Raw genomic sequence first — 26,713 nt, 5'->3', positions numbered from 1 at the left:
CATGGATGGGTTACAAATTTTTTTGATGAAGCCTTTGAATTAAGTCACGAATATTTATCGCAAATAAATAAGTTGCTCTAACGTAAAGTGTCCAAACCCAAATGACCTGAAGATGCTCGCATTCAGAGGTCACCAATGAGTTCAACTCGAGGCAAATTTCAAGAGGAATAGTCGTTCTATATCCTTGGGATTTAACGAAGAAGTGGGCGCATTTATGGCCTCCCTTTGGGCGAGTTGGCCGACGCTATGTTCTTTGTTGTTCTTTGTTGTTGGAGGTGACTACACCGGCAAAGGAACGCCACGATCACAACACCAGTCAATCTCGCTGAATCCTGCATCTTCAGGTTGTTTGGGTATATCAATGACGTGCCTCTTCTTGCACCGGATTTTTTGGAAAGACTATTTCCAATAGCGAGGCTTCATCTACCTCGTCCCACTGGCTCTCAGGGAGGAAATCCTGCGCATATTTAAGGTAAATTTTTTGTTCCATGAATATTTTGAACAAATTTGCATCAACATGTCTGTCTTTCGCCATGAAAGCGAGAATTTTAAGTGCCTCGCTCAGTTTTTTCGCTTTCTTGTAGGGCCTATCGCTGGCTGTCAGTGCTTCAAAAATGTCTGCAATGGCCATAATTCTCGCGTCCACCGGAAGATTGGTATCTGACAATCCAAGCGGGTAGCCCTTTCCATCCAATTTTTCATGATGTCCACCGGCTATTTCTGGCACTCTTTTCAGGTGTTCTGGATACGGCAACTTTTGAAGCATGATAATAGTTTGAATAATATGATCATTAATCGCGAAGCGTTCTTCCTCAGTGAGTGTGCCTCGTTTAATGCCCAGATTATAGAGTTCGCCCAAGTCAAATTTATGTTCAGGTGCCTTGATATTAAATGGCCAGTTCTCAAACTTTTTGAGCTGCTGCTCGGTCCAGTAAATTTTGTGGTCTAGCCGATTGTCCAGAAGATTTTCTTTGCAAGGTAGCTTTTGCTCGCCCCGGCGCTTTCTGCGTATTTCCTCCTCCCAAGATAGCCCCAGAGTGTCATCTATCGTGCGGGTCCAGGTTCTTGAGGCAATTTGTTTGAGCTGTTCTTCGCTGCCTTCATCCAGGAACTCACCACCTATGTTGGTTTTTGCGATTAAAGCAAATTCGTTATCCAGCACTTCTCTTTGTTTATTCATCGTTGCCTTTGCATCTTCAGCAGATGTTCCTTCGCTAATCTGCTTCCAGCATTCAATCTCGGCGTCACGTTTTAGCACCTCAAAACGCATTCGAATTTCATGTATTCGGTTATAAATGGTTTCGAGTTTGGTGGCTTTGTCGACGACATATTCTGGCGTTGTTACCTTGCCACAATCATGCAACCACGCTGCAAAATACAGTGCTTCACGGGATTTGTCGTCAAGTGTAAAGTCTGGGAAATGAGCCTTATCTTCATTGACTGCTTCAGCCAACATAAAGGTGAGCTCAGGCACGCGTTGACAGTGTCCTCCGGTATAAGGGGATTTGGTGTCAATCGCGGATGCGAACATCTCGACGAAGGATTTAAACAGGATCTTTTGTGCCGTAATGTGATCCCAGCTTTCCTTTATCAACGAGGCAAAGCCAAGGAACTCCTGAATAAAACCAAGTTTTTCTTCTTGCTCAGGGGAGATAGTGTGGTTAAAGCCGATAAATACAAAACCTACGCGCTCGTCTTCACGGTTATGAAGCGGCAATACCCAAGCCCTCACAAGGTCATCAGGTAAATGTCCCCTGACGGACGGATGCTCCTGCGGTGTGAATGTAAAGAAACTATGGTTATCCAAGGCTTTCGCCATTTGTGGAAGATCGAACAACAGTTGGTTGAAATCCATGTCGGTTTCTTTGGTCGCCTCTGGGTGATGTGCAGCGAGAGAAAGCTGGGTTCTATCATCCATGTCTGCCGCCCACATGAGGACATAATCAGCCCCAGCAGTTTTGTGGCAGTGGCTGACCATGTCTGTCAGCAGGGATTCGAAATTGGGGTTATTTGTGACACTTTGGAGTGTATCGAGAAAATCTCCGATGGTTTCGGACATCATGCATATTGAATCTGAAAGCTCTCGGACTTCGATGATGTTGGAATCGGGTGTTTTCACTCCATGAAAGTCGAGATTTCTTATTTGCTGCGTCGCTTTATTTAGTAGTTTTAGTGGGGTAGCGATTTTTGCTGAAGCCCACATAATCAGAAGCATCCCAACTCCAAGGATAATAAAACTGATGGTTATTTGGTTGTTTCTTGCTTCTATCGCACTGCCGATCAGAGTGCTTTCAGGAAGGGCTTTAGCAAGCCAAAGCCCTTTGCCGCTTCCAAAATCTATATTTATTAGGCTTAACCGCCACGCTTTTCCTTCGAACCTGAGGTTTTGGGATGCCTCTTGCCAGTTATCTCTCTCAAGTAATGAAGCCAAAGGAGAACGTTGTACTGCTTCAAGGTAGGTGTCTTGCGTTGTATTTAATGGAGCTTCAGGGAGAATCCCAGTTTGGCCCAGAATAGTCTTGTTTTCGTCGAACAGCATGATTCTAGCTTCTTCCGACTGAGGGAGAGATTTTAAGAATTCATTAATCGAAGATAGGGTAATGTCGGCGGCTAACACGCCACCGTTGGCAGGGATACGCTTTGAGATCGTGATGCCCATGCGTTTGATAAAGAGATAAAAATAGGGGTCGGTAATAAACACGTCACCATTCTGCGGGGTGTCTTTGTACCAAGGGCGTGTCGTTGGCTTGTAGGAGATGGTGTCTGTCGTTTCACCAATGTACTCCAGATTTTTGTCGTAAAAGGTTCGTGTTTGTTCGCCATTACTCAGGTTGATGTCGACCATGATGTGAGAATTGTCTGGTGTCGAAAACTGTTCTCGCATAAATGCCGGTACAGTAGAGCGGATAAAGGCAGAGCTCTCATCTTCGTAACCCACATAAATAGAAAGCACATCCGGTGTGACTTTCATAATCGCATCGACCGAAGCAAGCCAGTTGGGATTGTTGGAAGCATGAACATCATGCCCGTAATCCGATGCTGCAAGGGTCTCCAATGCAGCAAGAACAGGAACTACTTTTTTCTGGAATGCGAGTTTGACCTGCTCACCATTCTGGGACATGCGTTCTTTGGCTAATTGTTCATTTAGCGATTTAGAGTTCTGGTAGCTGAGGACGATCAGCAAGGCAGATAACAAAGAAACGACGATGAAAAATATGCTGGCAATATGAATTTGCAGCGTACTCTTTTTCCAGAACATACTGGCTTTCTTATCGGTGAGACACTATTAAAAGCCTATCAGAATTTCTGAAAAGGGAAGGGTTATGATTGAATTTTAATTCAAGGTATTGATATTTTGGATGAGTTTGAAACGTTAAGATAGTTGTTACTACACCTCTCAACATGAGGTGTAGTAACCAGAAAACAGACGCCAGTCCCGATTAGTTACCTAAGCCTGCAGAAGCACTCTTGTTTTGAATCAGCTCGATTTTGTAGCCATCTGGGTCTTCAACAAAGGCGATCTCTGTAGTGCCGCCTTTTACCGGGCCTGGTTCACGCGTGATGTTCGCACCTGCTCCACGCAGTTTGTCGCAAGTCGCATAGATATCGTCTACACCAATTGCAATGTGGCCAAAAGCAGAGCCGTGCTCATATTCAGAGGTGCCCCAGTTGTAGGTCAGCTCAATCACTGCACCCTGTGATTCATCGCCATAGCCAACAAAAGCCAGCGTGTACTCGTACTGCTCATTTTCGCTTTTACGCAAAAGCTGCATGCCCATCACGTTGGTGTAGAAGGCAATTGAACGATCCAAATCGCCAACGCGGATCATGGTATGCAGAATACGACCAGTGCTCATGACATTCTCCTTAATTATATTGTCGCGCCCAGTTTACCAACAAAATTTTCGTAACCCCAAGAGCCTTAAGCAAAAGAACCCTCTGAAGGTTTCAGCGATATTGTGATTGTTCCAACTCACGGAACAGCCAGTTTCGAAATGCTTCAATGCGCGGAAGCCTTGAGGAAGCGCCGTCATACAACAAACTAAACTGCATGCCGGGCGTCAGCCCGATATCAAAGGGTTTGACCAGAAGACCCTGATCGATAAGTGCTTTCGACAGGCTTTCCGTTCCCAAACATACACCGTGACCCGCAATCACTGCATTGAGAGCCATATCGAATGTAGGTACTTCCATCCATCGCAGTGCGCTGTTATCGAACTTCACACCGGCTTTTTCAAACCACTTTGACCAAACTATCTCTTTAGAATTCACGCCATGTATCAACCAACACCGCTTGAGTTTTTCCGGGGAATCAAACTGTATAGAACGGGCAAGCTCAGCGGAGCAAAGTGGGTAAACCTCCTCTTGATAGAGGTGTTCGCAACGAATGCTCCCCGCTGTGTCACTCTCTGTGATTTTGCCCTGCCGAATGGCTAGATCAATATCGCTATGTAGGATCGCCACCCGTTTGATATCGCTATGTATGCGAATCGTGATGGTGGGGTTTTCCAACGTAAATCGCCATAGTCTCGGCATTAACCACAATGAAGCGAACGAGGGTGGGACGGTGACGGTCAATACGCCTTCCAGAGGTTCAGTCTGAATACGGTTTAAACCGACGATAATCCTTTCAAACCCTTCGGTAATAGGTGCAAGCAGCTGGTGGCCTTTATCGGTGAGCTGCATTTCCCGCCCATTTCTAAAAAACAGCTTACAGCCAAGGTTATCTTCCAGCCCTCTCAGTTGTTGGCTGACGGCTGCCTGGGTCACATTCAACTCTTTTGCTGCTGCGCTGTAGCTTTTCAGTCTCGCGGCAGCTTCAAAGTAACGGAGTGCACTGAGATAGCGAAGTTGCTTGTCCATAAGTTCAGCTTATATCTGTTGTCAGATTTCATCGTTCGTGTTGAGTACAAAATACTAACAAAATGACATTAAACCATAACAACAGAGAAAGAATGATGCGACCGTCAGCAAAGAGGGCTAGAAATATGATTATAGAAAAAATGCTTAAAATTATTGGATTAGGAAGTGGTTTTAGGGAGCGTAAAGTTGTGATCAAGAGCGATGGAATGAACTGCCACTTGAAGAAAGATATTGGTATACGCGACACAAGATGTGACAGTGGTGGGTCCCACGACTATCAGAAATATTTATAAAGAAGGCTGCCAACGGCAGCCTTTTTTTATTCGTCTGGGTAAATCTTTTCTTTGAATTCGCAGAGGTCTTCAATAATACAACTGCCACAACGCGGTTTGCGAGCCACACAAGTGTAGCGGCCGTGCAGAATAAGCCAGTGGTGAACATCGACCTTGAACTCCTTTGGCACGACTTTCAGTAGCTTTTCTTCTACCTGATCGACGTTTTTCCCCATCGCAAACTTGGTGCGGTTTGATACGCGAAAAATATGCGTGTCTACCGCAATGGTTGGCCAACCAAAGGCGGTGTTGAGCACGACATTGGCTGTCTTTCTACCCACACCAGGCAGAGCTTCCAGTGCTTCGCGGTTTTCAGGTACTTCACCACCGTGTTGTTCAACGATGATTCGACATGTCTTGATGACATTTTCTGCTTTGGAGTTAAACAGGCCAATGGTTTTGATGTATTCCTTTACGCCATCAACCCCAAGGTCTAACAACGCCTGTGGCGTATTAGCCACCGGATAGAGTTTATCCGTTGCCTTGTTCACGCTTACATCCGTTGCCTGCGCCGAAAGCAATACTGCAATCAGCAACTCAAACGGCGTGCTCCAGTTCAGTTCAGTTTCCGGGTGAGGGTTTTCTGCTCTTAATCGCTCCAGTATCTGAACACGTTTTTCGTTATTCATTGCTCATCCATTGAATGCTTAACTTTAATCTGTGGACGTGATTCGAACACGTTCGATCACGGCTTTCTCTTTTGGTTGTTTTTTCGATTGTTTTTCGTCGACCACGTTCTTTATAGCGATGAGGAAACCCACAGCCAGAAAGGCACCCGGCGGTAGCATCGCTAACAGGAATGGACTATCAAATTGGAACACTTCTATACGAAGTCCTGCAGCCCAATCACCAAGCAGCCGGTCAGCACCATCAAACAAAGTACCGTTACCCAGTACTTCTCGAATGGCACCCAGTACGACCAGCGCTGCAGTCATGCCCATGCCCATCCAGAAGCCATCCAACACCGAAGGTAATGGCGTATTCTTGGAGGCGAATGCCTCTGCGCGGCCGATGATGATGCAGTTGGTCACGATCAGGGGAATAAAGATACCCAGCGACTGATAAAGGCCGAATGCGTAGGCATTCATCAGCAGTTGGACACAGGTTACCAGTGACGCAATGATCATAACGAAGATGGGAATACGCACCTCTTTTGGCACATATTCGCGGACCAGCGAAACGGTCAGGTTCGAGCCCACCAAAACCAGCAGCGTTGCGATGCCAAGCCCTAATGCGTTGGTTACAGTCGCGGAAACCGCAAGCAGAGGACAAAGACCTAGAAGCTGCACCAACGCGGGGTTATTGGCCCACATTCCGTTTGTCATTAACTCTTTATTCTGGCTCATGATGAAGCTCCACAATTCAGAGGTTGGCGGACAATAATGTCTTTGTTCTGCATGACATACCAAGCCGCATTTCGCGCTGCGCTAACCACGGCACGCGGTGTGATGGTGGCACCGGTGAACTGGTCAAACTGACCGCCATCTTTGTAAACCGCCCAACGCTTATCGTCTTCACTTTCAATATTTTTACCATCGAAAGACAGCACCCAATCAGAGACATTCAGATCGATTTTATCGCCAAGACCCGGGGTTTCGTTGTGGCTCAGCACGCGAACACCGAGCACAGTGTTATTGGTATTGACGCCTACCAAGACTTTGATGGCGCCATTATAACCGTCCGGTGCAATGGCTTCGACTGCCATGGCCGTCGGCTCACCATTCTTGGTGGCAATGTAGATTGGCATTGGTTCACGGGTGCCAAGGTTTGGGCTGGTCACCAACGTACAGGTTTTCGCCAATGCATTGTCATGCATTTCTTCTGGGATCACTTGATTTAGAACCCGTAAAAGCTGCATGCGTTGCTGCTCTGCGATAGTGTCTTTCGTCAGTGTATTGGTGACGGCGACTAAGCCTGTTGAAAGCAGTGCCGCCAACGCAAGGATTGCGCCATTATTTCGCATCGCGCGGATCATTTGCTTTCCTTCCTGTAACCGTAAGTGGTTGGTTTGGTGTAGTAGTCAATCAGCGGTACGCACATGTTTGCGATAAGCACGGCAAACGCTACGCCATCTGGGAAGCCGCCAAAGGTACGGATCAGATAAACCAACGCGCCGATCATTGCACCAAAGATCAGTCGACCTCGTGTAGTGGTTGAAGCAGAAACTGGGTCAGTGGCAATGAAGAAAGCACCCAACATGGTGGCACCGGAGAAAAGGTGCATCAATGGCGAAGCCACGCCATCTGGGCTGATTGCATAGCCTACCAAGCTGAACACAAAAAGAGATGCCAGCATAGCAACGGGGATTTGCCACTGGATAATCTTCTTCTTCAGCAGAATAAGACCGCCAGCAAGGAAGGCGACATTCACCCAGCCCCAACCGATACCTGCAAAACTGCCAAACACTGACTTCTCAACCGCCTCAGAGACGGTTTCACCGGCCAGCAAAGAGGTCTTAATGGTATCCAGCGGCGTCGCCATGGTTGAGCCATCTACAGCAATTCGCAGTTGGTTCACGCTGAAGCCATCAGTGGTGAGGCCAGTAAAGACAGCGGCGAAGCTGTCAGTAAAGCCAAGTGGCTGAACCAACAATTCAGTTGGTGGCAGCCAGGTGGTCATTTGAACCGGGAACGAAATCAGCAGTACGACATAAGCGACCATGGCAGGGTTGAACAGGTTCTGGCCCAGCCCACCATAGAGATGTTTAGCAATGACGATGGCGAAAAGTATACCGATAATCACAATCCACCATGGTGCGAACGGTGGAATGGCGATACCCAGAAGCACACCCGTCAGCAGGGCAGAGTGGTCTTTAAGATAGTGTTTAACAGGACGCCCGCGCAGAGCCACAACAGCCGCCTCTGCAGCCACCGCAGTCAGTGCTGCCATGACTACCTGCAGTAAAACACCCCAACCGAAAAAGTAACAAAGCGCAGCGATGCCGGGCAAAGTACACAGTATCACTGTCATCATGATGTCGCTGGTGCTCTTGCGACTGTGGCTATGCGGGCTACTGGCTATAAAAAAGGCCACGATTACTCTTCCTCATTCTTATTTTTCATTTGCGCTGCCTTTCTCGCTTTAGCGCGTGCAATGGCAGCAGCAACCGCTGCTTTCTTGGGATCTTCTTTAACGGGAGTATCTTCTACTGGAGCAGCCTCTGAAGTAGGCGCTTCAACTTCTGCCTGTTGTGCGGCTTTGCGTGCTTTGGCGCGGGCAACGGCAGCAGCAACAGCGGCTTTCTTCGGATTGTCTTCAACAGGTGCTTCGTCTACCGGCGCAACATCAACAGCAGGCGCTTCAGCTTCCGCCTGTTGTGCGGCTTTGCGTGCTTTAGCGCGGGCAACGGCAGCAGCGACAGCGGCTTTCTTCGGATCGTCTTCAGCAGGAGTAACTTCTACTGGAGCAGAATCAGCAGTAGGCGGTTCTGCTTTCTCCTGTTGTGCCACTTTACGTGCTTTAGCACGGGCAACGGCAGCAGCGACAGCGGCTTTCTTCGGATCTTCCTCAACGGGAGTTTCTAATGGAGCAGAATCAGTAGCAGGCGCTTCAGCTTCTGCCTCTTGTGCCGCTTTGCGTGCTTTTGCACGGGCAATGGCAGCAGCCACAGCAGCTTTCTTCGGATCTTCCTCAATGGGAGCTTGCTCTTCTGGAGCAGAATCAGCAGTAGGGGTAGCCGCATCAACTTGTTGCGCTTCTTTGCGAGCTTTGGCTCGGGCAATGGCGGCTGCAACTGCGGCTTTCTTCGGATCTTCTCCAGCGGCGCTGTTATCAGAAGCGGGTTCAGACTCGCTTTGCTGAGCCGCTTTACGTGCTTTAGCGCGGGCTATCGCCGCTGCAACAGCGTCTTTCTTGTCGTCTGTTGCGTTTTCAGTTTCTGATTCCGATGCCTTTTGCGCTTTACGCTCGCGCGCCTGACGCTTGCGCTCTTCGCGCAGCTTTGCCATTTCACTGTTATCTGGCTCGGTCTGCCCTTGCGCGGCAGCCTCTGCCTGTTTGGCTTTTGCTTTGGCAATAGCAGCTGCCACAGCTGGCTTCATTGCCGTAGCTGCAGATTCATTTTCTGATTTGGCTTTCACACGTGCAATGGCAGCAGCAATCGCATCGCCTTCGCCGGACTTCTCCATCGCTTTACGACGGTTTTCCGCAGCTTGCTTATGGCGCTCTTCACGTGCTTTTTTGTCACGCTCCATACGCGCTTTTTTGGCTTCGAAACGCTCTTTAGCGCGCTCGGCGGCTTGCTGCTCCGCATCGCGCGCTCGGATTTCAGATTTAGCCTGACGATAGTATTGCACCAGTGGAATTTCACTTGGGCAGACGAAGGCACAAGCACCACATTCGATACAATCGAACAGGTTATACTCTTCGCACTTGTCGTAATCCTGATCTTTGGCGTACCACTGAAGTTGTTGTGGAAGCAACGAAGCAGGGCAGGCTTCTGCACAGGCGCTGCATCGTATGCAGGCCATCTCACCCTCTGACGGCGCTATTTCACGACGTGAAGGCACTAATACACAGTTGGTGACTTTGGTGACTGGCACGTTAGGGTGCGGAATGGTGTAGCCCATCATCGGGCCGCCGATGATCACGCGCTCTACCTTTTTGTCTGGTTCATAACCGTGCTTATCGAGTAAGAAACTGACAGGCGTGCCAAGCAGTGCCCAACGGTTACGCTGTTCTTTCAACGTGGTACCTGTCAAGGTGACGACACGCTCAATCAGCGGCTCACCGTCGATGACAGCACGTTTAATGGCGAAGACTGTACCGACGTTTTGCATCATCACGCCGATTGCGGCAGGGATGGCTTTTGCAGGTACTTCTTTACCGGTGATGAGTTTGATGAGCTGCTTTTCACCGCCAGACGGGTATTTGGTCGGAACTACCTGAACGACAATGTCAGGTTTACCCTGTGTCGCCAATTTCAGGGCGTCAATCGCTTCTGGTTTGTTGTCTTCCAGCGCCATGACGGTGAGTTTCGGGCTCACGATATGTTGGAGGATCTCAATACCTTGAACAATTTCATCTGCGCGCTCTTGCATCAAACGGTCATCAGCGGTGATGTAAGGCTCACATTCAGCACCGTTGATGATCAGAATTTCTGTGCGCGCATGACCAGTCTGCAGCTTGCGGGCTGCTGGGAATCCTGCGCCACCCATGCCCGCGATACCCATCATGCGAACATGATCGATCAACGCCTCGTCAGAGACTTCGCGGAAATCAGGTAGTGCGTTTTTGTCGCCCCAGGTATCTTCGAAATCTGGCTTAATCACAATACAGTTATCGGTAAGGCCAGATGCGTGCGCGATGGTACGTGGCTCGATTGCCACGACTTCACCGGACGTCGGTGCGTGCACGGGACAACATTGCAGGATGTCTGACTTGGTCAGTGGCTGGCCCTTTAGGACTTTATCACCGACATTTACCAGTAGTTGGCCAGCTGTGCCAATGTGCTGTTTGGTTGGCAACACAATTTCATTGGGAATATCGGCAGGCAAAATGGAAGTTTCGCTCGACTGGCGTTTGTTTTCTGGTGGATGAATACCACCGTGAAAATCCCAGACATGTCCCTGTTTGATCTCTTCGATTAGGGTAATCATACTTGTTTGATCCCTTTATCTTCATCAACAGAAAGTTGAACAACTGGAATTTGGTCAAGTTGCCATTTCCAGGTTTCAGGCGTGGTTTGAACAGGGATCATTTCAATACAGTCAGTTGGGCAAGGGGCGACACAAAGGTCGCATCCAGTACATTCATCTTTGATAATGGTGTGCATGGCTTTGGTGCTGCCGATGATAGCGTCCACCGGACAAGCCTGAATACATTTGGTACAGCCAATACAGTCGTCTTCGTGAATGAAGGCGACTTTTTTTACGCTTTTTTCTTCATCGTGCGCAGATTCTGTGGCTTCCACCCCCATCAGGTCAGCAAGCTTCTCGATAGTCGGCTGACCACCTGGAGGGCATTTATTTATGGCGTCACCATTGGCAATGGCTTCTGCATAAGGTCGACAACCAGGATAACCACATTGTCCGCACTGTGTCTGCGGGAGGATGGAGTCAATCTGATCGACGATCGGATCCGCTTCGACTTTAAAGCGCACAGAAGCAAAGCCCAGCAAAATACCGAACACAGCCGCGAGGACAGCGATAGCAATAATCGCAATCAAAATTCCAGTCATTACAGTTTCACCAACCCTGTAAAGCCCATAAATGCCAATGACATCAGTCCTGCTGTGATCATAGCAATTGATGCACCGCGGAATGGCTGAGGAACGTCAGCCGCGGCAATACGCTCACGCATTGCTGCAAACAAAATCAATACGAGGGAAAAGCCCGCTGCAGCGCCAAAGCCATAAATGATGGATTCGATAAAGTTGTGGCGTTCATTGATATTCAACAGTGCGACACCCAATACGGCACAGTTTGTTGTGATTAGCGGCAGGAAAATACCCAACAGACGGTAAAGCGTTGGGCTGGTTTTATGCACGACCATTTCAGTGAATTGCACGACAACCGCGATCACCAAGATAAAGCTCAGTGTTCGCAGGTACTCAAGACCCAATGGGGCCAAAATGTAAGTCTCGACCAGGTAAGCACTCACTGATGCGAGTGTCAGTACGAACGTGGTCGCAAGCCCCATCCCAATGGCGGTTTCAAGTTTTTTGGACACGCCCATAAATGGGCACAGGCCAAGGAACTTAACCAGCACAAAGTTGTTTACCAGGACGGTGCCGACAAGAAGCAATAAATACTCAGTCATGCCATTCTTTGAAAATTTTAAAGAGATCTTTGTATTATCGGCCTTTGAAGCGCCTATAACAACAGATAGGAGAAAGGGTTTTTCATCAAAATTGCTGCAGCGGACAAACTTTGCCCGGATCTGGGCGATTGCTTACAGTCTAGATAATAGGTAGTAACAATTCCTGTGCGTCATATCCACAAAACAAATACAAAAAACCCAGCGCTAGGCTGGGTTTTCGAAAGTGGCTACATCTGTTGGAATTGCAACGGGGCCGCCTAGGTCAGCGACATATCGCGAAGCGACAGTGCTAACGGCTAACTCATTCTTAAACAAGTTAACGAAAAGTGGCTCCCCCTGCTGGACTTGAACCAGCGACATACGGATTAACAGTCCGCCGTTCTACCGACTGAACTAAGGGGGAACAGATTTTTGTGATTCACCGCCTTGGCGATGCGTCGAAAGTGGTTCCCCTGTAAGACTTTACGGGGCCGCCCAGGCTTGTGACAAATCGCGAAGCGATACTTCGACAAACCGATGACTCGTTCGAAAACCAATCATCTAAAAAGTGGCTCCCCCTGCAAGACTTGAACTTGCGACATACGGATTAACAGTCCGCCGTTCTACCGACTGAACTAAGGGGGAACAGATTCTGTGATTCACCGCCGCGGCGATGTATCTAGTGTGGCTCCCTCTGCTGGACTTGCAACGGGGCCGCCTAGGTCAGCGACATATCGCGAAGCGACAATCCTGACGGCTGACTCATTCTTAAACAAGTTAACGAAAAGTGGCTCCCCCTGCTGGACTTGCAACGGGGCCGCCTAGGTCAGCGACATATCGCGAAGCGACAATCCTGACGGCTGACTCATTCTTAAACAAGTTAACGAAAAGTGGCTCCCCCTGCTGGACTTGCAACGGGGCCGCCTAGGTCAGCGACATATCGCGAAGCGACAATCCTGACGGCTAACTCATTCTTAAACAAGTTAACGAAAAGTGGCTCCCCCTGCTGGACTTGAACCAGCGACATACGGATTAACAGTCCGCCGTTCTACCGACTGAACTAAGGGGGAATCGCTCAAAGCGGGGCGAATCTTAGCTATCGCCCTTTAGGCTGTCAACCACCGAAAACCCACATTTTGATGAATTTAAATCATCTGCTTAATGTGTGATCAAGATTGGCTGATTTTTTGTTCTGTGGGCTTTTTATGGTGCAAATAAAAGCTTGGATCTCTGCCTATTTGAAAAATTTCAGTCGCTATCACAACACCTCTAAAAGGCGATGTCTTTGCGTTTCTGAAAAGGGCCTAACTTAGATTGAACAAAACTTAAACAGCACTGGAGTCAGAAGTGTCTGCCCGCTGGCTAAAATGCGTAAGATGGAAACAAGATCTAGTAAATTGATAGTGTGATATAGCTCTCATTGTTGCTTTTCGTGTGCGATTAGTCGATTTGCTGGTGAGTATGGGAAAAAGGGTTTGACATTTTGGAACACGTTTCTGGTTTGTGCTCGCGAGGGTTACCCACAAATTCTGTGGATAAGTGTGTTAATCAACACCTTTATCCCCATAGGATCTCATAATTGAGTATTCTTCAGTGAAGTAAAATTAAACGGAGCGGTGTAAAAGACTTTAAATACAAAGTGATTGAGTGAATTTTGCCCAGTTGATCTTGATAAAGTGATAATTTTAAGTTGTACACACTGAGTAGGTTCTTTATTTTCTTCTTAAGTACGCACAATCTTGCCTCTTATTTGCCTGTCGAAGACAAATAAGACAAGCTGAGAGGGCAGGGAACGAGCAAAAAAGGAATAAATTGTGGAAGCGCTACCTAAGCTGGACCTAAAAGGAAAAATTAGTGAGATTGAATGGCAACGTCGAGTCGACCTAGCGGCTTGCTATCGCCTGGTTGCTCACATGGGCTGGGATGATCTTATCTATACTCATCTCTCTCTACGCATTCCTGATACCGATACTTATCTGGTGAATGCTTTTGGTGTAGCGTTTGACGAGGTCACTGCGTCGAACCTGGTAAAAGTCGATTTGGATGGAAATATCCTCGATGACACCCCATTTACGATTAACCCTGCCGGTTTCACCATTCACAGTGCGATCCATGAAGCACGTTCGGATGCACACTGTGTGATCCATCTGCATACCAATGAAACCATTGCAGTCGCGAGTCAAAAAGAAGGTTTACTGCCGCTTAGCCAGTATTCGATGTTCTCACTGCCTTCGCTTTCTTATCACGGCTATGAAGGGCTTGCGGTGAATGGAGATGAGCGTAAGCGATTACAGGAAGATCTTGGTAGTACTAATCATATGTTGTTGGTCAACCATGGCGGCTTAACGTTAGGCCCAACCGTGGGTGACGCCTTCATGCGTTTTTACGATATGCAGCGTGCTTGCGAAGTTCAGTTAATGTTGCAGGCAGCAGGCAAAGAGGCAATTTCTGTGCCTCAGCCTATCCAGGATAATATCTTTGCGCAGGCTAATGTTGTTCATTCTGGCGCAACGGGTGGACAGCTTGCTTGGCCATCACTTCTTCGGAAAGCTTGGCGCCTTGACCCAAGCTTTATGGAATAAAGACAAAATAATAAGACGATTTGGAGTACATGGATGAAAGTCACGTCAGTCGAAGTTTTCGATATTCATTGCCCGGAAAGGCCACCTTGGAACCCGGTATTTGTGCGTATTCACACTGATGAAGGGATCAGTGGTGTCGGTGAGGCAGGTCTTGCTTACGATTTGGGGCACAGTGCAGCCGCAAACATGATTAAAGAAATGGCCGAGGCATTCTTAATTGGTCATGACCCATTCCAGACAGAAATGCTGTGGTCGCGTATGCTGCGAGAGAGTTTCTGGGGATTGGGCGGTGGGCCTGTTGTCTATGCCGCGATGAGTGCGATTGACACGGCGCTTTGGGACATCAAAGGAAAGGCACTTGGCCTTCCTGTCTACCAACTGCTGGGTGGTAAGGTAAATGACAAGCTTCGTACCTATGCTTCTCAGCTTCAGTTTGACTGGGACAAAGAGTTCAAGGCACTGTCACAGCCGGAAGAGTATGCAGAAGCGGCGCTTAAAGCGATTGCTGAAGGTTATGATGCTGTCAAGGTTGACCCAATCATGTACGACAAAGATGGCAACACGTACTACGAGCGCACCAAAATCATTTCCCGTGCAGAAATGAAATTGTATCGCGCACGTATGAAAGCCATTCGTGAGGCGGTAGGTGACGAAGTGGACATCATTTTTGAATGCCACAGCTTGCCGGGTGCAACAACGGCGATTCAGCTGGGTGAGATCGCTGAAGAGTTCGACTGCATGTATTACGAAGAGCCAGTGAACTACCTCAACCATTCCCTGCATAAGAAAGTGGCAGATCGCGTGAACGTGCCAATTGCAGGTGGTGAGCGTTTGTATAACCGTTGGGGTGTGCGCCCGTATCTTGAAGACCAAAGTGTTGACGTGCTGCAGCCGGATATCGGCCTGTGTGGCGGCTTTACGGAAACAAAGAAAGTCTGTGATTACGCGGATATCTTCGATGTTCGCATTCAGGCGCACGTTTGTGGTGGCCCTGTGGCCACTGCAGCGTCTTTGCACCTGGAAACCGCCATTCCTAACTTCCTGATCCACGAGCATCATACATATGCGATTAAGTCGTGGAACCGCGAACTGTGTATTCAGGATCCTCAGCCGGTGAATGGCTTTTTTGAGGTCTCGGAAGAGCCGGGTATCGGCATTGAGTTGAACGATGAAGTGGTCATGCGTTCGCCACGTATTGAGATTAAGTAATCGCTCGATGGGATACTGACGAAACAACCCGCCTTTGAGCGGGTTGTTTTTTCTCTGTCTTTCAGCCTAAAAGCGATAAAAAGTGGAGGCGTTTTGGTACATGACCTTCTGGAAATCTTCCCTAGGAAAGTCGAGTGAGAGATAGTCTTGCCAAAGCTCTGTGTAAGACGTTCTAAACAGTGTCAGAGGGAAATTGCTCGCCAGCATGACTCGGTCATGTCCAAATGCGGCAATTAAAGTTTCGATGGTTTGTGCAATGGCATTAACCGGAAAGTGTCTGTCCGCCATTTCCCAACCTGATGCCTTCACCCAAAGGTTATTCAAACCAGAAAGCTTCTCAATATTCTCCTTCCAGCCCGCAGAGTTTGCTGGTGGTGGAAAACCAGCGTGGTTAAGGACAACATGGAGAGAAGGTAAGTGACCAATGACATCGAGAAATGCAGCTACAGCTCTGTCGTCGTTGGCATCAAATTGTGCTTCGAAGATCACCCCTTCTTTTTCTAGATGTGCGAGATTCCGTTTTACCTGCTGATTGCTTAGCAAGGTTACCGCATCGTCATCCAGAATATGTCGAACCCCCACCACAGAGCTCAGCGTTTTCAAGCGCGTCACCTGCTCACTAAACACTTCGGAAGAGAGGGTCAGGTCTGCACAGGCAATGCTTCTGAATGGTAATTGGCAGGTGCTTTCGAGCCATTCGATTTCTCGCCAGGGGGCTTCGTTATCGAATCCTGCTTCGACATGCACAAAACCAACGAGTTCTGCGGGTGCAGAAACCTGCAAGTCTGATTCAGAAAAGTCCCTTTGTATAACGGCTTTTTCCTGCCAGAAAGGGGGATTGCCAGTTTGCAGCCAACCGTATTTACCTTTCTGGCGATCAAATAAATGCAGGTGAGGATCGATAAACTTCATGGTTACTGTGCCGTGTAGCCGCCATCAACAGCATGAAGGCTGCCAGTGATAAAACTGGCTTTTTCGCTAGCTAAGAAAACGACCATGTTGGCCACTTCCTCCGGCTGAGCGATGCGTCCCAGTGGCTGCAAATTGCCTTCTTCTTTATGGACGACTTCTTTATCTGCCCCCGAACGCTCGCAGTAGGCATCAACCGCTTTATGATACAGCGGTGTCTCTGTGGTGCCCGCACATACGGCGTTGGCGCGGATGTTGAACTGGGCATAATCGAGCGCAGTGGTTTTTGCCATCGACGCAATCGCGTGCTTACTCAGGTTATAAGCAAAGGAATTGCCCTTAGCGACGGTGCATTGGTCTGAACCAAGCAGCACGATGCTACCAGATTTCGCCGCTTTCATGGTTGGCAGGCAAGCGCGAATCGCGTAGTAAGCGCCTTTGACATTGATACTCATGACACGATCGAAATCTTCTTCACTGGTGTTTTCAATGTTTGAGCTGAAATGGATACCGGCGTTACACACCAAAGCGTCAATCTGACCATCGTTTGCAATGACCTCATCAACAGCAGCATCGACAGCAGCTGAGTCGGTCACATTGCAATTCACCCAGTTTCCGCGAGGGCCTTGATGAATATCCAGCGAGTAAACGGTGTATCCCTCTGCAATAAATCCATCGACGACCGCGAGGCCGATCCCTGCTGAGCCACCGGTTACTACCGCTACTTTTTTCATCATTTTCCTCAAATATTCATGTTGGTGGACTGTGCCGACCTCTTTAGTATGGAAGAGATCTTCGGTGTGGAAACCGAATGTGTCAACAACTCCGAGCCTTGTCAGTATCTTGTCAGTTGACTTAGGGGACTAAGCGCGCAAAATGAGTGGTTTGATGATTGAGTCACGGAAGCAAGATGGGCAAGACTTTTAAACTGCAATCGCCATTTAAACCGGCAGGTGACCAGCCTACCGCCATCAACCAATTGTTGGATGGGCTGGATTCTGGTCTTGCACATCAAACGTTGTTGGGTGTGACGGGGTCGGGGAAGACCTACACCATGGCCAATGTGATTGCCGAGGCTGGACGCCCAACCATGATATTGGCGCCCAACAAAACGCTGGCAGCGCAGTTGTATGGTGAGATGAGAGAGTTCTTTCCAGAAAATGCGGTGGAGTATTTCGTTTCTTATTACGACTACTACCAACCAGAAGCGTATGTGCCTGCTTCCGACACCTTTATTGAAAAAGATGCGTCTATCAACGAACACGTTGAGCAAATGCGTCTTTCCGCAACCAAAGCGCTGATGGAACGCCGCGATGTGGTGATTGTCGCTTCCGTCTCTGCAATTTACGGTCTGGGTGATCCTGATTCCTATCTCAAGATGATGTTGCACCTGCGCCGTGGGGACATGATAGAGCAGCGCATGATTCTGCGACGGCTTGCTGAGCTTCAATATACCCGAAACGATCAGGCTTTTAGTCGTGGTACCTTCCGCGTGCGCGGTGAAGTGATTGATATTTTCCCCGCGGAATCTGATCGCGATGCTATCCGTATTGAGCTATTTGACGACGAAGTGGAATGCATCAGCGTTTTTGACCCGCTGACCGGCTCTATTTCTGAACGTAATCTGCCTCGGGCGACGATTTATCCGAAAACCCACTATGTGACGCCGCGTGAGAAAATTCTGGACGCCATTGAGCACATCAAAGTTGAACTGGCTGACCGAAAAAAAGTCTTGCTGGAAAACAATAAGCTGATTGAAGAGCAACGTATTTCCCAGCGCACCCTGTTTGACCTTGAAATGATGCAAGAGCTGGGTTATTGCTCAGGGATTGAGAACTACTCACGCTACTTGAGTGGCCGAACCGAAGGTGAGCCACCACCAACCTTGTTTGACTACCTGCCTGCTGATGGTCTTCTCATCATCGACGAATCGCACGTTACTGTGCCGCAGATAGGCGCGATGTACAAAGGTGACCGCTCGCGCAAAGAAACGCTGGTGGAGTATGGCTTCCGATTACCTTCTGCTCTGGATAACCGTCCGCTCAAGTTTGACGAGTTCGAAGCGCTGGCACCGCAAACCGTCTATGTGTCTGCAACGCCGGGTAAATACGAACTCGAGAAATCAGATGGTGAAATCGCTGATCAGGTAGTGCGGCCAACGGGTCTTCTAGACCCAGAAATAGAAGTGCGCCCAGTAGCGACTCAAGTGGACGATCTGCTTTCTGAAATTCGTCTCCGTACGCAGAAAGACGAGCGCGTGTTGGTGACTACACTGACCAAACGTATGGCAGAGGACCTGACAGAATATCTGGAAGAGCACGACGTGCGTGTTCGTTACCTGCACTCAGACATCGATACCGTTGAACGTGTGGAGATCATCCGGGATTTGAGACTGGGTGAGTTTGACGTCCTTGTGGGGATCAACTTGCTGCGAGAAGGCCTCGACATGCCAGAGGTGTCACTCGTGGCTATTCTGGATGCAGATAAGGAAGGTTTCCTGCGCTCAGACCGGTCTCTTATTCAGACTATCGGTCGTGCAGCGCGTAACCTTGCTGGTAAGGCGATTCTGTATGGGGACAGCATTACAGGTTCTATGCAGCGTGCAATAGAAGAGACAGAGCGTCGCCGTGCGAAACAGCAGGCCCATAACGAAGAACATGGAATTGTTCCTCAGAAGCTCAATAAGAAGATTGCTGATGTAATGGAATTAGGCGGCAAACGTCGGCCGCAGAAGCCAAAAGTGTCTTCATCGCTTAAGGCGGTGGCAGAAGAAGATGCCGCTTATGTGGCCAAGTCACCGCAACAAATTGAAGCTCAAATCCAGAAACTGGAAGCGCAAATGTACGAAGCTGCGCAAAACCTGGAGTTTGAAACGGCCGCTGGTCTACGTGATGAAATTGCTGATTTGCGGACATTATTTATACAGAACAGCTAAAAAAAAAGCCAACCGCAAGAAGGTCGGTTGGCTGTCTTGTTTCAGTGAACGAAGTGCTCACAAACAACGTCAGTTGGCTAGGTGACCCAGAAGGGTCACTTTAAATTAAGCATTAAGTGTGCCAACATTTTTAACGCACGACATAGCAATTCCAAAGAATTAGAACTGCCTTATTTGCAATTTCTTTTGCAAATTGCAATGCAAAACGCACCGATTCTCCTTTGTTGACGAAAATCGGCGTTATAATTGGTACTGACTTTCTAAGAAAAAGATTGATTTATTGAGGGATCGATGGCGGGGGTTCAATGCTAGATTCTGGCGCCAAAAAACGCATCTTAATGGTGGAAGACACCGCTTCTGTGGCTGCACTGTACAAGTCTTATCTCAATCCACTGGATGTCGAGGTTGAGATAGCAAGTACGGGTCAGGAAGCGATTCACCATTTTTCTTCAGGTAATTTTGCGTTGGTCCTTTTGGATCTGCGACTGCCTGACATTTCCGGTTTCGATGTGCTTTCTGAAATTCGCGAACTTCACCCGGATATTCCCGTTGTGATCATGACTGCGCATGGCTCAATTGATGCGGCTGTGGAAGCAATGCGCTACGGCGCAAGCGACTTTCTGATTAAGCCTTGCGAAGCTGATTTGTTACGGGTAACTGTCAATAACGCGCTGAAACCAAAAAGTAAAATTGGTGGCCAGTCTCCTGAAGGAGCGTATTACGGCTTCATCGGGCACAGTGTGCCAATGCAGGCTGTTTACCGTGTTATTGACTCCGCTGCGCCTAGTAAGGCGACAGTGTTCATTACTGGCGAAAGCGGCACGGGTAAAGAAGTGTGTGCGGAAGCAGTTCATGCCGCAAGCTCACGCGCCAAAAAGCCGTTTGTCGCGATTAACTGTGCTGCTATCCCGAAAGATCTTATTGAGAGTGAGCTATTTGGCCACATGAAAGGCGCCTTTACTGGCGCAGCGTCCGAACGAGAAGGCGCAGCAGAAATGGCTGATGGAGGTACGCTGTTCCTGGATGAAATCTGTGAAATGGATCTTGATCTACAGTCTAAACTCCTGCGATTCATTCAAACGGGCACATTCCAGAAAGTGGGGTCTTCCAAAGTAAAACAAGTCGATGTGCGGTTTGTTTGTGCGACGAACCGTGATCCTTGGGAAGAGGTGATGAAAGGCAACTTCCGCGAAGATCTTTACTATCGCCTGCATGTCATCCCTTTGACGCTTCCGCCGCTGCGCGAGCGTGGTGAGGATGTCGTCGAGATTGCTCAGTCCCTGCTGCTTATGTTTGCTATGGAGGAAGGAAAAGATTTTCGGACCTTCAACGCAGAAGTTACTGGCCGCTTGTTAAGCTACGAATGGCCAGGGAATGTGAGGCAATTACAGAATGTGATCCGCAACATTGTTGTGCTACACAATGCGCGAGAAGTCACAGAACAAATGCTGCCTCCGCCATTAAATACAGTTTCTGGTGTCAAAATTGCATCTACTCCCGTTAGAGCAACTACGCAAACAGCAATTGCTCCTTCGCGCGACGACGATTTGTCAGTCGCATCAGCGTTGTTGAATCAAGGGGCGGTGACGAAAGCCGATATTGAACCCTTGTGGTTGGTAGAAAAGCGAGCGATACAAATTGCAATTGATGCATGTGATGGAAACATCCCTCAGGCGGCAGGCCTGTTAGAAGTGAGCCCATCAACTATTTATCGCAAGCTGCAAAGTTGGCAAGAATCACAAGAAAAAAGGAACTAAATTATGGCGTCGACAGTGAATCATGAGACGTTGCGACGGCTGGCAGTTGAAGTAGGTGAAGATACAGTGTCATCTCTGCTTGTGGTATTTAGTGACGAACTAAGCCGATATTCTGATCAACTTTCAGAAGCACCGAGCGCAATGCAAGTACGAGAGATCAGCCATGCAATTAAAAGTAGCGCAGCCAGCTTCGGCGCAGACGAACTGGCAGAGCTGGCGCGTGAGTGTGAATCTCGTGTAAAACAAGGTCAGGAATCATGGGTTCAAGACCAACTGCCTCGTTTGACGACGATGTTGCAGGGCACCGCAGTGCAATATAAAGCGTTAGCAGGTCAGCAAGATCTGCTCGACCGCCTGGGATAATTTGTCCCTATCATGACGCCACTGGTGGTTGGCAGATGCTAAATCTGTCACCACTTGCTGGTAATCATCGCCAAGTTCTTCGTCAATATCCGGCCCCAATACCACGTCAATCCGACGTCCACCCATCGAGCGTTCGCACCAGTTCAACATCGTTTTCAACGACATTTGCCCGGCAGGACCATGCTCTTTGCCAAGATTTCGTATGAATATGACTTTTGCGTCCGTCTGCTTGAGTGCCCGGTTGACTTCAGGCAACAGCAACGGTGGCATTACGCTGGTCAAAAAGCTTCCAGGGCCTAGTACTACCAATTTGGCTTCGTGAATAGCCATAACAGCTTCTTTAGTCGCAGGCACTACAGGTTCTAGCATCAGACGCGCAGGAGGCTCGGGTAATTCATCCACGTCGGTTTCGCCAGCAATCACTTCACCGGTTGTTGTTTGGGCAGCAAGATCGGCAGGGTGCTCAGACATTGGTACGATATGTGTTGATACTTTGAGCATATCCCTGATGAGGTTGATTGCTTCCAAAGGGCGAATGGATAAGTTATCCAGCGCCGTGAGCATCAAGTTGCCAAGGTTATGGCCATCAAGTTCGCCGTTGCCTTTGAAACGATATTCGAAAATCATCGAACCGATAGAAGGCTCAGTGATCAACTGATTAATACAGTTTCTTGTGTCGCCCCAGGCAATACCTCCCTGGCACGCTCGAATACGGCCTGTTGAGCCACCGTTGTCAGTAGTTGTCACAACACCTGTGACAAGATCGCCATGCTCGCGCAAAGCTGACAGGACACGTCCCAAACCATGCCCGCCTCCAATGGCTACGATTTTTTGTTTTGGTTCTTTCATCGCGCTTCGTTTTTATTCGATTTCTATTGCCAATCATAAGGCATGTGTCATAAAAGAATGCGGTTTCTCGCAAATTCTCACTTTATTTTAGGTTTTTGATCACGCAGCGGACAAAAAAAGACCAGCGTACGCTGGTCTTTGTTGGATAAATTTGAGGCGAAATCAGTGAGGCTCCTTCATCAAGCTAAGCAAATACTCGGCAGTGTCACTGCAGGTATGTGCTGCCATCAGAACTTGTTTCTCACTCGCCGGAATTGGCAGAAGCTCCAACCAGCGCTGGCAAAGCCAGCTTAGGTCATCGAAGTTTGGCTTTTTGTGCAACGAGCTCAGTTCTGGATAACGCTCGAACATAATAAGAAGCCTTTCGGCCAAAGGTTGAGCATCGTTACTTACCGCACGCTCTGGCCAAGCTGGAAGTGTCTGGCATACTGCTTCAACAACACCGACATCATTTTCCTTAATGCTGTCGATCACAAAGCTTTCGTGACCACAAACTGTGATAGTTAAAGCACCGCTTTCCGGCGCCAGACTGAAGTCTTCAATTTTAACTCTTGTTCCAATCCCAGCACCGATAGGGCTGGTTTCATCCATACAAACGCCAAGGTCCAAACCGTTTCGCATGGCATACTTCACGGTGTTTAACTGCTCTCCAGGGGTTACGCGCAATGGCAAACGTCCCGAAGGAAGGATGTGACGATTGTTGAATAGGATTGGCAAAGTAATTGTCATCATAAGCTCCCGGTTTTGCTGACGGCTTAGCACTTCTTCCCTGAGCCGCCTTTTTTTATATGTATTAAATATCGGAACTACTTAGATACCCGTGTCGTACAATCGACAGTGCAAATTCAATGCCCAGACACTACATGACTGATTTTGCAGACATTTCATTTTTGAAGTTGCAAAATGCAATTTGAATTTGCGATTTGAAACCTCTCAAAATGCAATGCGAGACCACGTTTTGCCAGTTTTGAGTATGGATCGGAAACGACGGATTGGTTGAAAATTCCTTTTCCATGTCCAATTAGAACTTGCACACGTCGGTTGTGAGAAAATTGTGCTTGAAGGTTTCGTCACAGATCTGTTCGTGTTTTGAGACAGTGAGTAAAAAGTTAAGGCATTGGCAAATCTGCACGAAAGTGAGGGACATTTCTTGTTAGTAAAAGATAAATTTTGCTAGATTACGCTTAAAGCTCCGGTCCTATTGTCACAAGTGACAATACCGGACGCAGGTAACTCCGAAGCCTATCCCGCTAAGTTCGCCAGAATATGCGTGTTAGGCCGTGACCCTGAGTCACCAGGGCGGTCGTAGAAATGTGGCCGTCTCCCGTTTTTGGAAAGGTGTTTCGTGGCTGTTCAATTTGAAGATTCCTTCAACCGCAAGTTTTACTACTTGAGGTTGTCTATTACTGATGTCTGTAACTTCCGTTGCACGTATTGCTTGCCGGACGGTTACAAGCCTACGCAAAAAAACTCAAGCTTCCTGACGTTGGATGAGCTTCATCGCGTGGTGGATGCATTTGCTGACTGTGGTACTTCTAAAGTCCGTATCACCGGTGGCGAACCGACGCTTCGAAAAGATTTCACTGACATTGTTGCTATGATTGCGGCGCAAGAAGGTATTGAGAAGGTCGCGATGACCACAAATGGTTACCGTCTCGAGAAACATGCCCAGCAATGGCGTGATGCTGGCCTCACCAATATTAACGTGAGTGTGGATAGCCTTGACCCAAGAATGTTTCACCAGATCACTGGCGAGAACAAATTTCACCAGGTGATGCGTGGTATTGACGCTGCTTTCGACGCAGGGTATGAACAGGTCAAAGTTAACGCTGTTTTGTTGAAAGATCTCAACAGTGGCGAGTTGCCCGCTTTCCTTAACTGGATTAAAGACAAACCTATCCAACTGCGCTTTATTGAGCTGATGCAAACGGGTGAGATGAACTCCCTGTTTAAAAATCACCATTTGTCGGGTGTGTCTATCCGAAATCATTTGATCGCCAACGGTTGGATCATGAAGGTGCGAAGCCAAAGTGATGGACCAGCAGAGGTGTTCTGTCACTCTGATTATGCGGGGGAAATCGGGCTTATCATGCCATACAAAAAAGATTTCTGTGATTCCTGCAATCGTCTGCGCGTTTCTGCAGTGGGCAAGCTCCACATGTGCCTTTTCGGTGACTATGGCGTTGAGCTTCGCGATTTACTTCAGGATGACTCACAGGAAGAATCGCTTATCGCACGCATTCAAGGTGCGCTGGCAAATAAAAAGCAAAGTCATTTTCTAGACCAGGGGCACACGGGTATGACGCCGCACCTGGCTTCTATCGGCGGATAACGCCGTTCCAGATATCAATCATTGAGGTTCAAATTTCATGGGTCACGCTGTTACTGAATTTTCGCCTGCAAAAATTGCAGTCCTGACTGTCTCTGATACTCGCACGGAAGAAAATGATACTTCGGGCAAGTTTTTGGTTGATGCGTTGCAAGAAGCGGGTCACCAACTCGCGGATAAGAAAATCGTGATTGACGATGTATACCAACTCCGCGCGATTGTTTCGCAGTGGATTGCTGATGAAAACGTGCAAGCAGTTTTGATTACTGGTGGTACTGGGTTTACTTCCCGTGACAGCACGCCAGAGGCCCTGAAACCGCTTTTTGACAAAGAGGTAGAAGGTTTTGGAGAGCTATTCCGCGCAATTTCTTATCAAGAAATTGGCACCTCAACTATTCAGTCTCGTGCGATTGCAGGTTTTGCAAACCACACGGTTATCTTTGCAATGCCTGGCTCAACAGGTGCATGTCGGACTGGCTGGAATGGCATTGTCAAACAGCAGCTGGATGCTAGCCATCGCCCATGTAACTTCATGCCGCATTTGGGTAAATAAAACATGAGCGGCTTTACACATATTAACGCCTCAGGCGAGGCAAACATGGTGGATGTTTCCGGTAAAGCGGAGACAGTTCGTGAAGCACGCGCGGAAGCATTAGTTACTATGGCCGCCGAAACACTGGAGTTGATTGTTTCAGGCAAACACCACAAGGGTGATGTCTTTGCGACAGCGCGCATTGCGGGTATTCAAGCGGCAAAGCGTACTTGGGATTTGATTCCGCTATGTCATCCATTGATGCTATCGAAGGTCGAAGTTTCGCTGGAAGCGTTGCCAGAAACATTACAGGTGCGTATTGAGTCAGTTTGCAAACTGTCAGGCAAGACAGGTGTGGAGATGGAAGCGTTAACGGCTGCTTCAGTGGCAGCACTGACAATCTACGACATGTGTAAGGCTGTCCAGAAAGACATGGTTATCAGTCAGGTTCGTCTGCTGGAAAAAACAGGCGGCAAATCAGGACACTTTAAGGTGGAAGGATGATTCAGGTACTCTTTTTTGCGCAAGTTAAAGAGCTTGTCGGTACGGCATCACTGACACTGGAAGGTGAATTCCAGTCAGCGGAAGAAATCCGCACGCATCTTGCCGCAAAAGGCGACAAATGGGCTCTTGCTCTTGAGCAGGGTAAGCTTCTGGTAGCAATCAACCAGACCATTTCTGAGTTGTCATCGCCAGTGAAAGCAGGTGACGAGGTTGCCTTTTTCCCACCGGTGACCGGAGGCTGATAAATGATCTCGGTACAAGAGCAGGATTTCTCCGTCGCAGAAGAATATCAGCGATTGAATGATCATGCTGGCGATGGCGCTATCGTGACCTTTATCGGTAAAGTTCGCGACATGAATCTTGGCGACAATGTCACGGGTCTGACCTTAGAGCATTACCCAGGCATGACGGAAAAGTCTCTGGCTGAGATTGTAGAGCAAGCGCAGTCAAGATGGCCGCTGACACATGTTCGCGTTATCCATCGTGTAGGTGCATTAGATATCGGCGACCAAATTGTTTTTGTGGGGGTATCCAGTGCGCACCGTGGCGCTGCGTTTGAAGCTTGTGAGTTTGTGATGGACTACCTGAAAACCAAAGCGCCATTCTGGAAGAAAGAGCGTCTTACCGACCAAGAGCGTTGGATTGAAGCGCGTGACAGTGATGAGGACGCAGCAAAGCGCTGGTAATTATTATACCAATCGTAGTAAATATCTGCTCATCCTAGCTTGTTTAAATGCTCGATAATTGCGTTGAAAAATTTGATTGTAGAATAACTACTTATCGAAATTTTCCGCCTTGTTCTCGAGCAATT

Annotated in this window: 24 protein-coding genes, 3 tRNA genes and 1 riboswitch; of the genes, 10 read left to right on the top strand and 17 right to left on the bottom strand. The window is 48.3% G+C overall.

Translation table 11 applies throughout. The features are described 5' to 3' along the window. Nucleotides 1-358: 358 nt before the first annotated feature. From K6Q96_RS12020 to K6Q96_RS11960, 13 genes are all read right to left on the bottom strand, one after another. The gene (locus tag K6Q96_RS12020) at nt 359-3,259 is read right to left on the bottom strand and encodes an HD domain-containing phosphohydrolase (RefSeq protein WP_251875996.1); all 2,901 of its coding nucleotides are present in this window, start codon (nt 3,257-3,259) and stop codon (nt 359-361) included. A gap of 181 nt (nt 3,260-3,440) precedes the next feature. Next, nucleotides 3,441-3,857, bottom strand: a complete 417-nt coding sequence (gloA, locus tag K6Q96_RS12015; RefSeq protein ID WP_251875994.1) for a lactoylglutathione lyase — start codon at nt 3,855-3,857, stop codon at nt 3,441-3,443. A 91-nt stretch (nt 3,858-3,948) separates the two neighbouring features. Next, complete coding sequence (locus K6Q96_RS12010) at nt 3,949-4,863, bottom strand: LysR substrate-binding domain-containing protein (RefSeq protein WP_251875992.1); 915 nt, start codon at nt 4,861-4,863, stop codon at nt 3,949-3,951. 319 nt (nt 4,864-5,182) lie between these two features. Then, nucleotides 5,183-5,824 (bottom strand): endonuclease III, encoded by a 642-nt coding sequence (nth, locus tag K6Q96_RS12005; protein ID WP_002541119.1) that lies wholly within the window; start codon nt 5,822-5,824, stop codon nt 5,183-5,185. 24 nt (nt 5,825-5,848) lie between these two features. Next, entirely contained in the window at nt 5,849-6,541 is a 693-nt protein-coding gene (locus tag K6Q96_RS12000) for an electron transport complex subunit E (protein ID WP_251875990.1), read from the bottom strand. Further along, complete coding sequence (gene rsxG / locus K6Q96_RS11995; protein ID WP_251875988.1) at nt 6,538-7,170, bottom strand: electron transport complex subunit RsxG; 633 nt, start codon at nt 7,168-7,170, stop codon at nt 6,538-6,540. Before rsxG ends, K6Q96_RS12000 begins: the two co-directional genes overlap by 4 nt. Then, a complete protein-coding gene (gene rsxD / locus K6Q96_RS11990; RefSeq protein ID WP_251875986.1) occupies nt 7,167-8,228 on the bottom strand; it encodes an electron transport complex subunit RsxD in 1,062 nt (353 codons plus the stop codon). The genes rsxG and rsxD overlap by 4 nt, the downstream gene beginning before the upstream one ends. Nucleotides 8,229-8,230: 2 nt before the next feature. Continuing rightward, complete coding sequence (gene rsxC / locus K6Q96_RS11985; protein ID WP_251875984.1) at nt 8,231-10,792, bottom strand: electron transport complex subunit RsxC; 2,562 nt, start codon at nt 10,790-10,792, stop codon at nt 8,231-8,233. After that, nucleotides 10,789-11,373 carry an electron transport complex subunit RsxB gene (gene rsxB / locus K6Q96_RS11980; protein ID WP_251875982.1) on the bottom strand — a complete coding sequence of 195 codons (585 nt, stop codon included), beginning with the start codon at nt 11,371-11,373 and terminating at the stop codon, nt 10,789-10,791. Before rsxB ends, rsxC begins: the two co-directional genes overlap by 4 nt. Further along, on the bottom strand, nt 11,373-11,954 hold the full coding sequence (rsxA, locus tag K6Q96_RS11975; protein ID WP_002541126.1) for an electron transport complex subunit RsxA: 582 nt from the start codon (nt 11,952-11,954) through the stop codon (nt 11,373-11,375). Before rsxA ends, rsxB begins: the two co-directional genes overlap by 1 nt. A gap of 327 nt (nt 11,955-12,281) precedes the next feature. Next, a tRNA-Asn gene (locus tag K6Q96_RS11970) sits at nt 12,282-12,357 on the bottom strand. A 145-nt stretch (nt 12,358-12,502) separates the two neighbouring features. Next, nucleotides 12,503-12,578 (bottom strand) — tRNA-Asn (locus K6Q96_RS11965). Nucleotides 12,579-12,927: 349 nt separating this feature from the next. Further along, nucleotides 12,928-13,003: transfer RNA gene (locus K6Q96_RS11960), tRNA-Asn, on the bottom strand. Between the two features lie 744 nt (nt 13,004-13,747). Between K6Q96_RS11960 and K6Q96_RS11955 the strand changes: the two genes are divergently transcribed. Together K6Q96_RS11955 and K6Q96_RS11950 are read left to right on the top strand one after the other, a co-directional pair. Continuing rightward, nucleotides 13,748-14,515 carry a class II aldolase/adducin family protein gene (locus K6Q96_RS11955; protein ID WP_251875980.1) on the top strand — a complete coding sequence of 256 codons (768 nt, stop codon included), beginning with the start codon at nt 13,748-13,750 and terminating at the stop codon, nt 14,513-14,515. Nucleotides 14,516-14,548: 33 nt separating this feature from the next. Continuing rightward, a complete protein-coding gene (locus tag K6Q96_RS11950) occupies nt 14,549-15,724 on the top strand; it encodes a mandelate racemase/muconate lactonizing enzyme family protein (RefSeq protein ID WP_002541964.1) in 1,176 nt (391 codons plus the stop codon). Nucleotides 15,725-15,790: 66 nt separating this feature from the next. Here K6Q96_RS11950 and K6Q96_RS11945 read toward each other — a convergent pair whose 3' ends face one another. Together K6Q96_RS11945 and K6Q96_RS11940 are read right to left on the bottom strand one after the other, a co-directional pair. Continuing rightward, complete coding sequence (locus K6Q96_RS11945; protein ID WP_251875978.1) at nt 15,791-16,636, bottom strand: amidohydrolase family protein; 846 nt, start codon at nt 16,634-16,636, stop codon at nt 15,791-15,793. A gap of 2 nt (nt 16,637-16,638) precedes the next feature. Then, nucleotides 16,639-17,367 (bottom strand): SDR family NAD(P)-dependent oxidoreductase, encoded by a 729-nt coding sequence (locus tag K6Q96_RS11940; protein ID WP_353621786.1) that lies wholly within the window; start codon nt 17,365-17,367, stop codon nt 16,639-16,641. 176 nt (nt 17,368-17,543) lie between these two features. On the opposite strand from K6Q96_RS11940, the gene uvrB reads away from it, so the two are divergent. The 3 genes from uvrB (at nt 17,544) to K6Q96_RS11925 (ending at nt 21,688) form a co-directional block, all read left to right on the top strand. After that, entirely contained in the window at nt 17,544-19,568 is a 2,025-nt protein-coding gene (uvrB, locus tag K6Q96_RS11935) for an excinuclease ABC subunit UvrB (RefSeq protein WP_251875974.1), read from the top strand. A 305-nt stretch (nt 19,569-19,873) separates the two neighbouring features. Then, nucleotides 19,874-21,325, top strand: coding sequence for a quorum-sensing sigma-54 dependent transcriptional regulator LuxO (gene luxO, locus K6Q96_RS11930; RefSeq protein ID WP_251875972.1), 1,452 nt, complete (start codon nt 19,874-19,876; stop codon nt 21,323-21,325). A 3-nt stretch (nt 21,326-21,328) separates the two neighbouring features. After that, nucleotides 21,329-21,688 (top strand): Hpt domain-containing protein, encoded by a 360-nt coding sequence (locus K6Q96_RS11925; RefSeq protein ID WP_062660829.1) that lies wholly within the window; start codon nt 21,329-21,331, stop codon nt 21,686-21,688. Here the strand turns inward: K6Q96_RS11925 and yvcK are convergent. Beyond that, the gene (gene yvcK, locus K6Q96_RS11920) at nt 21,650-22,537 is read right to left on the bottom strand and encodes a uridine diphosphate-N-acetylglucosamine-binding protein YvcK (RefSeq protein WP_251875970.1); all 888 of its coding nucleotides are present in this window, start codon (nt 22,535-22,537) and stop codon (nt 21,650-21,652) included. The genes K6Q96_RS11925 and yvcK overlap by 39 nt on opposite strands. Before the next feature lie 162 nt (nt 22,538-22,699). Then, entirely contained in the window at nt 22,700-23,269 is a 570-nt protein-coding gene (locus K6Q96_RS11915; protein WP_251875968.1) for an LON peptidase substrate-binding domain-containing protein, read from the bottom strand. 489 nt (nt 23,270-23,758) lie between these two features. After that, a riboswitch (molybdenum cofactor riboswitch) is annotated at nt 23,759-23,894 on the top strand. On the opposite strand from K6Q96_RS11915, the gene moaA reads away from it, so the two are divergent. The 5 genes from moaA (at nt 23,883) to moaE (ending at nt 26,588) form a co-directional block, all read left to right on the top strand. Continuing rightward, a complete protein-coding gene (gene moaA, locus K6Q96_RS11910; RefSeq protein WP_251875966.1) occupies nt 23,883-24,869 on the top strand; it encodes a GTP 3',8-cyclase MoaA in 987 nt (328 codons plus the stop codon). It overlaps the preceding riboswitch by 12 nt. 37 nt (nt 24,870-24,906) lie before the next feature. Next, complete coding sequence (gene moaB, locus K6Q96_RS11905) at nt 24,907-25,419, top strand: molybdenum cofactor biosynthesis protein B (RefSeq protein WP_251875964.1); 513 nt, start codon at nt 24,907-24,909, stop codon at nt 25,417-25,419. A 3-nt stretch (nt 25,420-25,422) separates the two neighbouring features. Next, a complete protein-coding gene (gene moaC / locus K6Q96_RS11900) occupies nt 25,423-25,902 on the top strand; it encodes a cyclic pyranopterin monophosphate synthase MoaC (RefSeq protein WP_251875962.1) in 480 nt (159 codons plus the stop codon). Beyond that, nucleotides 25,899-26,144 (top strand): molybdopterin synthase sulfur carrier subunit, encoded by a 246-nt coding sequence (moaD, locus tag K6Q96_RS11895; RefSeq protein ID WP_002541946.1) that lies wholly within the window; start codon nt 25,899-25,901, stop codon nt 26,142-26,144. The genes moaC and moaD overlap by 4 nt, the downstream gene beginning before the upstream one ends. Before the next feature lie 3 nt (nt 26,145-26,147). Next, entirely contained in the window at nt 26,148-26,588 is a 441-nt protein-coding gene (gene moaE / locus K6Q96_RS11890; RefSeq protein WP_062660834.1) for a molybdopterin synthase catalytic subunit MoaE, read from the top strand. Nucleotides 26,589-26,713 lie beyond the last annotated feature (125 nt).

It is taken from the genome of Grimontia kaedaensis, from assembly GCF_023746615.1.
In the GTDB taxonomy this organism is placed as follows: domain Bacteria; phylum Pseudomonadota; class Gammaproteobacteria; order Enterobacterales; family Vibrionaceae; genus Enterovibrio; species Enterovibrio kaedaensis.
This window is presented reverse-complemented; position numbering and strand designations above follow the sequence as displayed.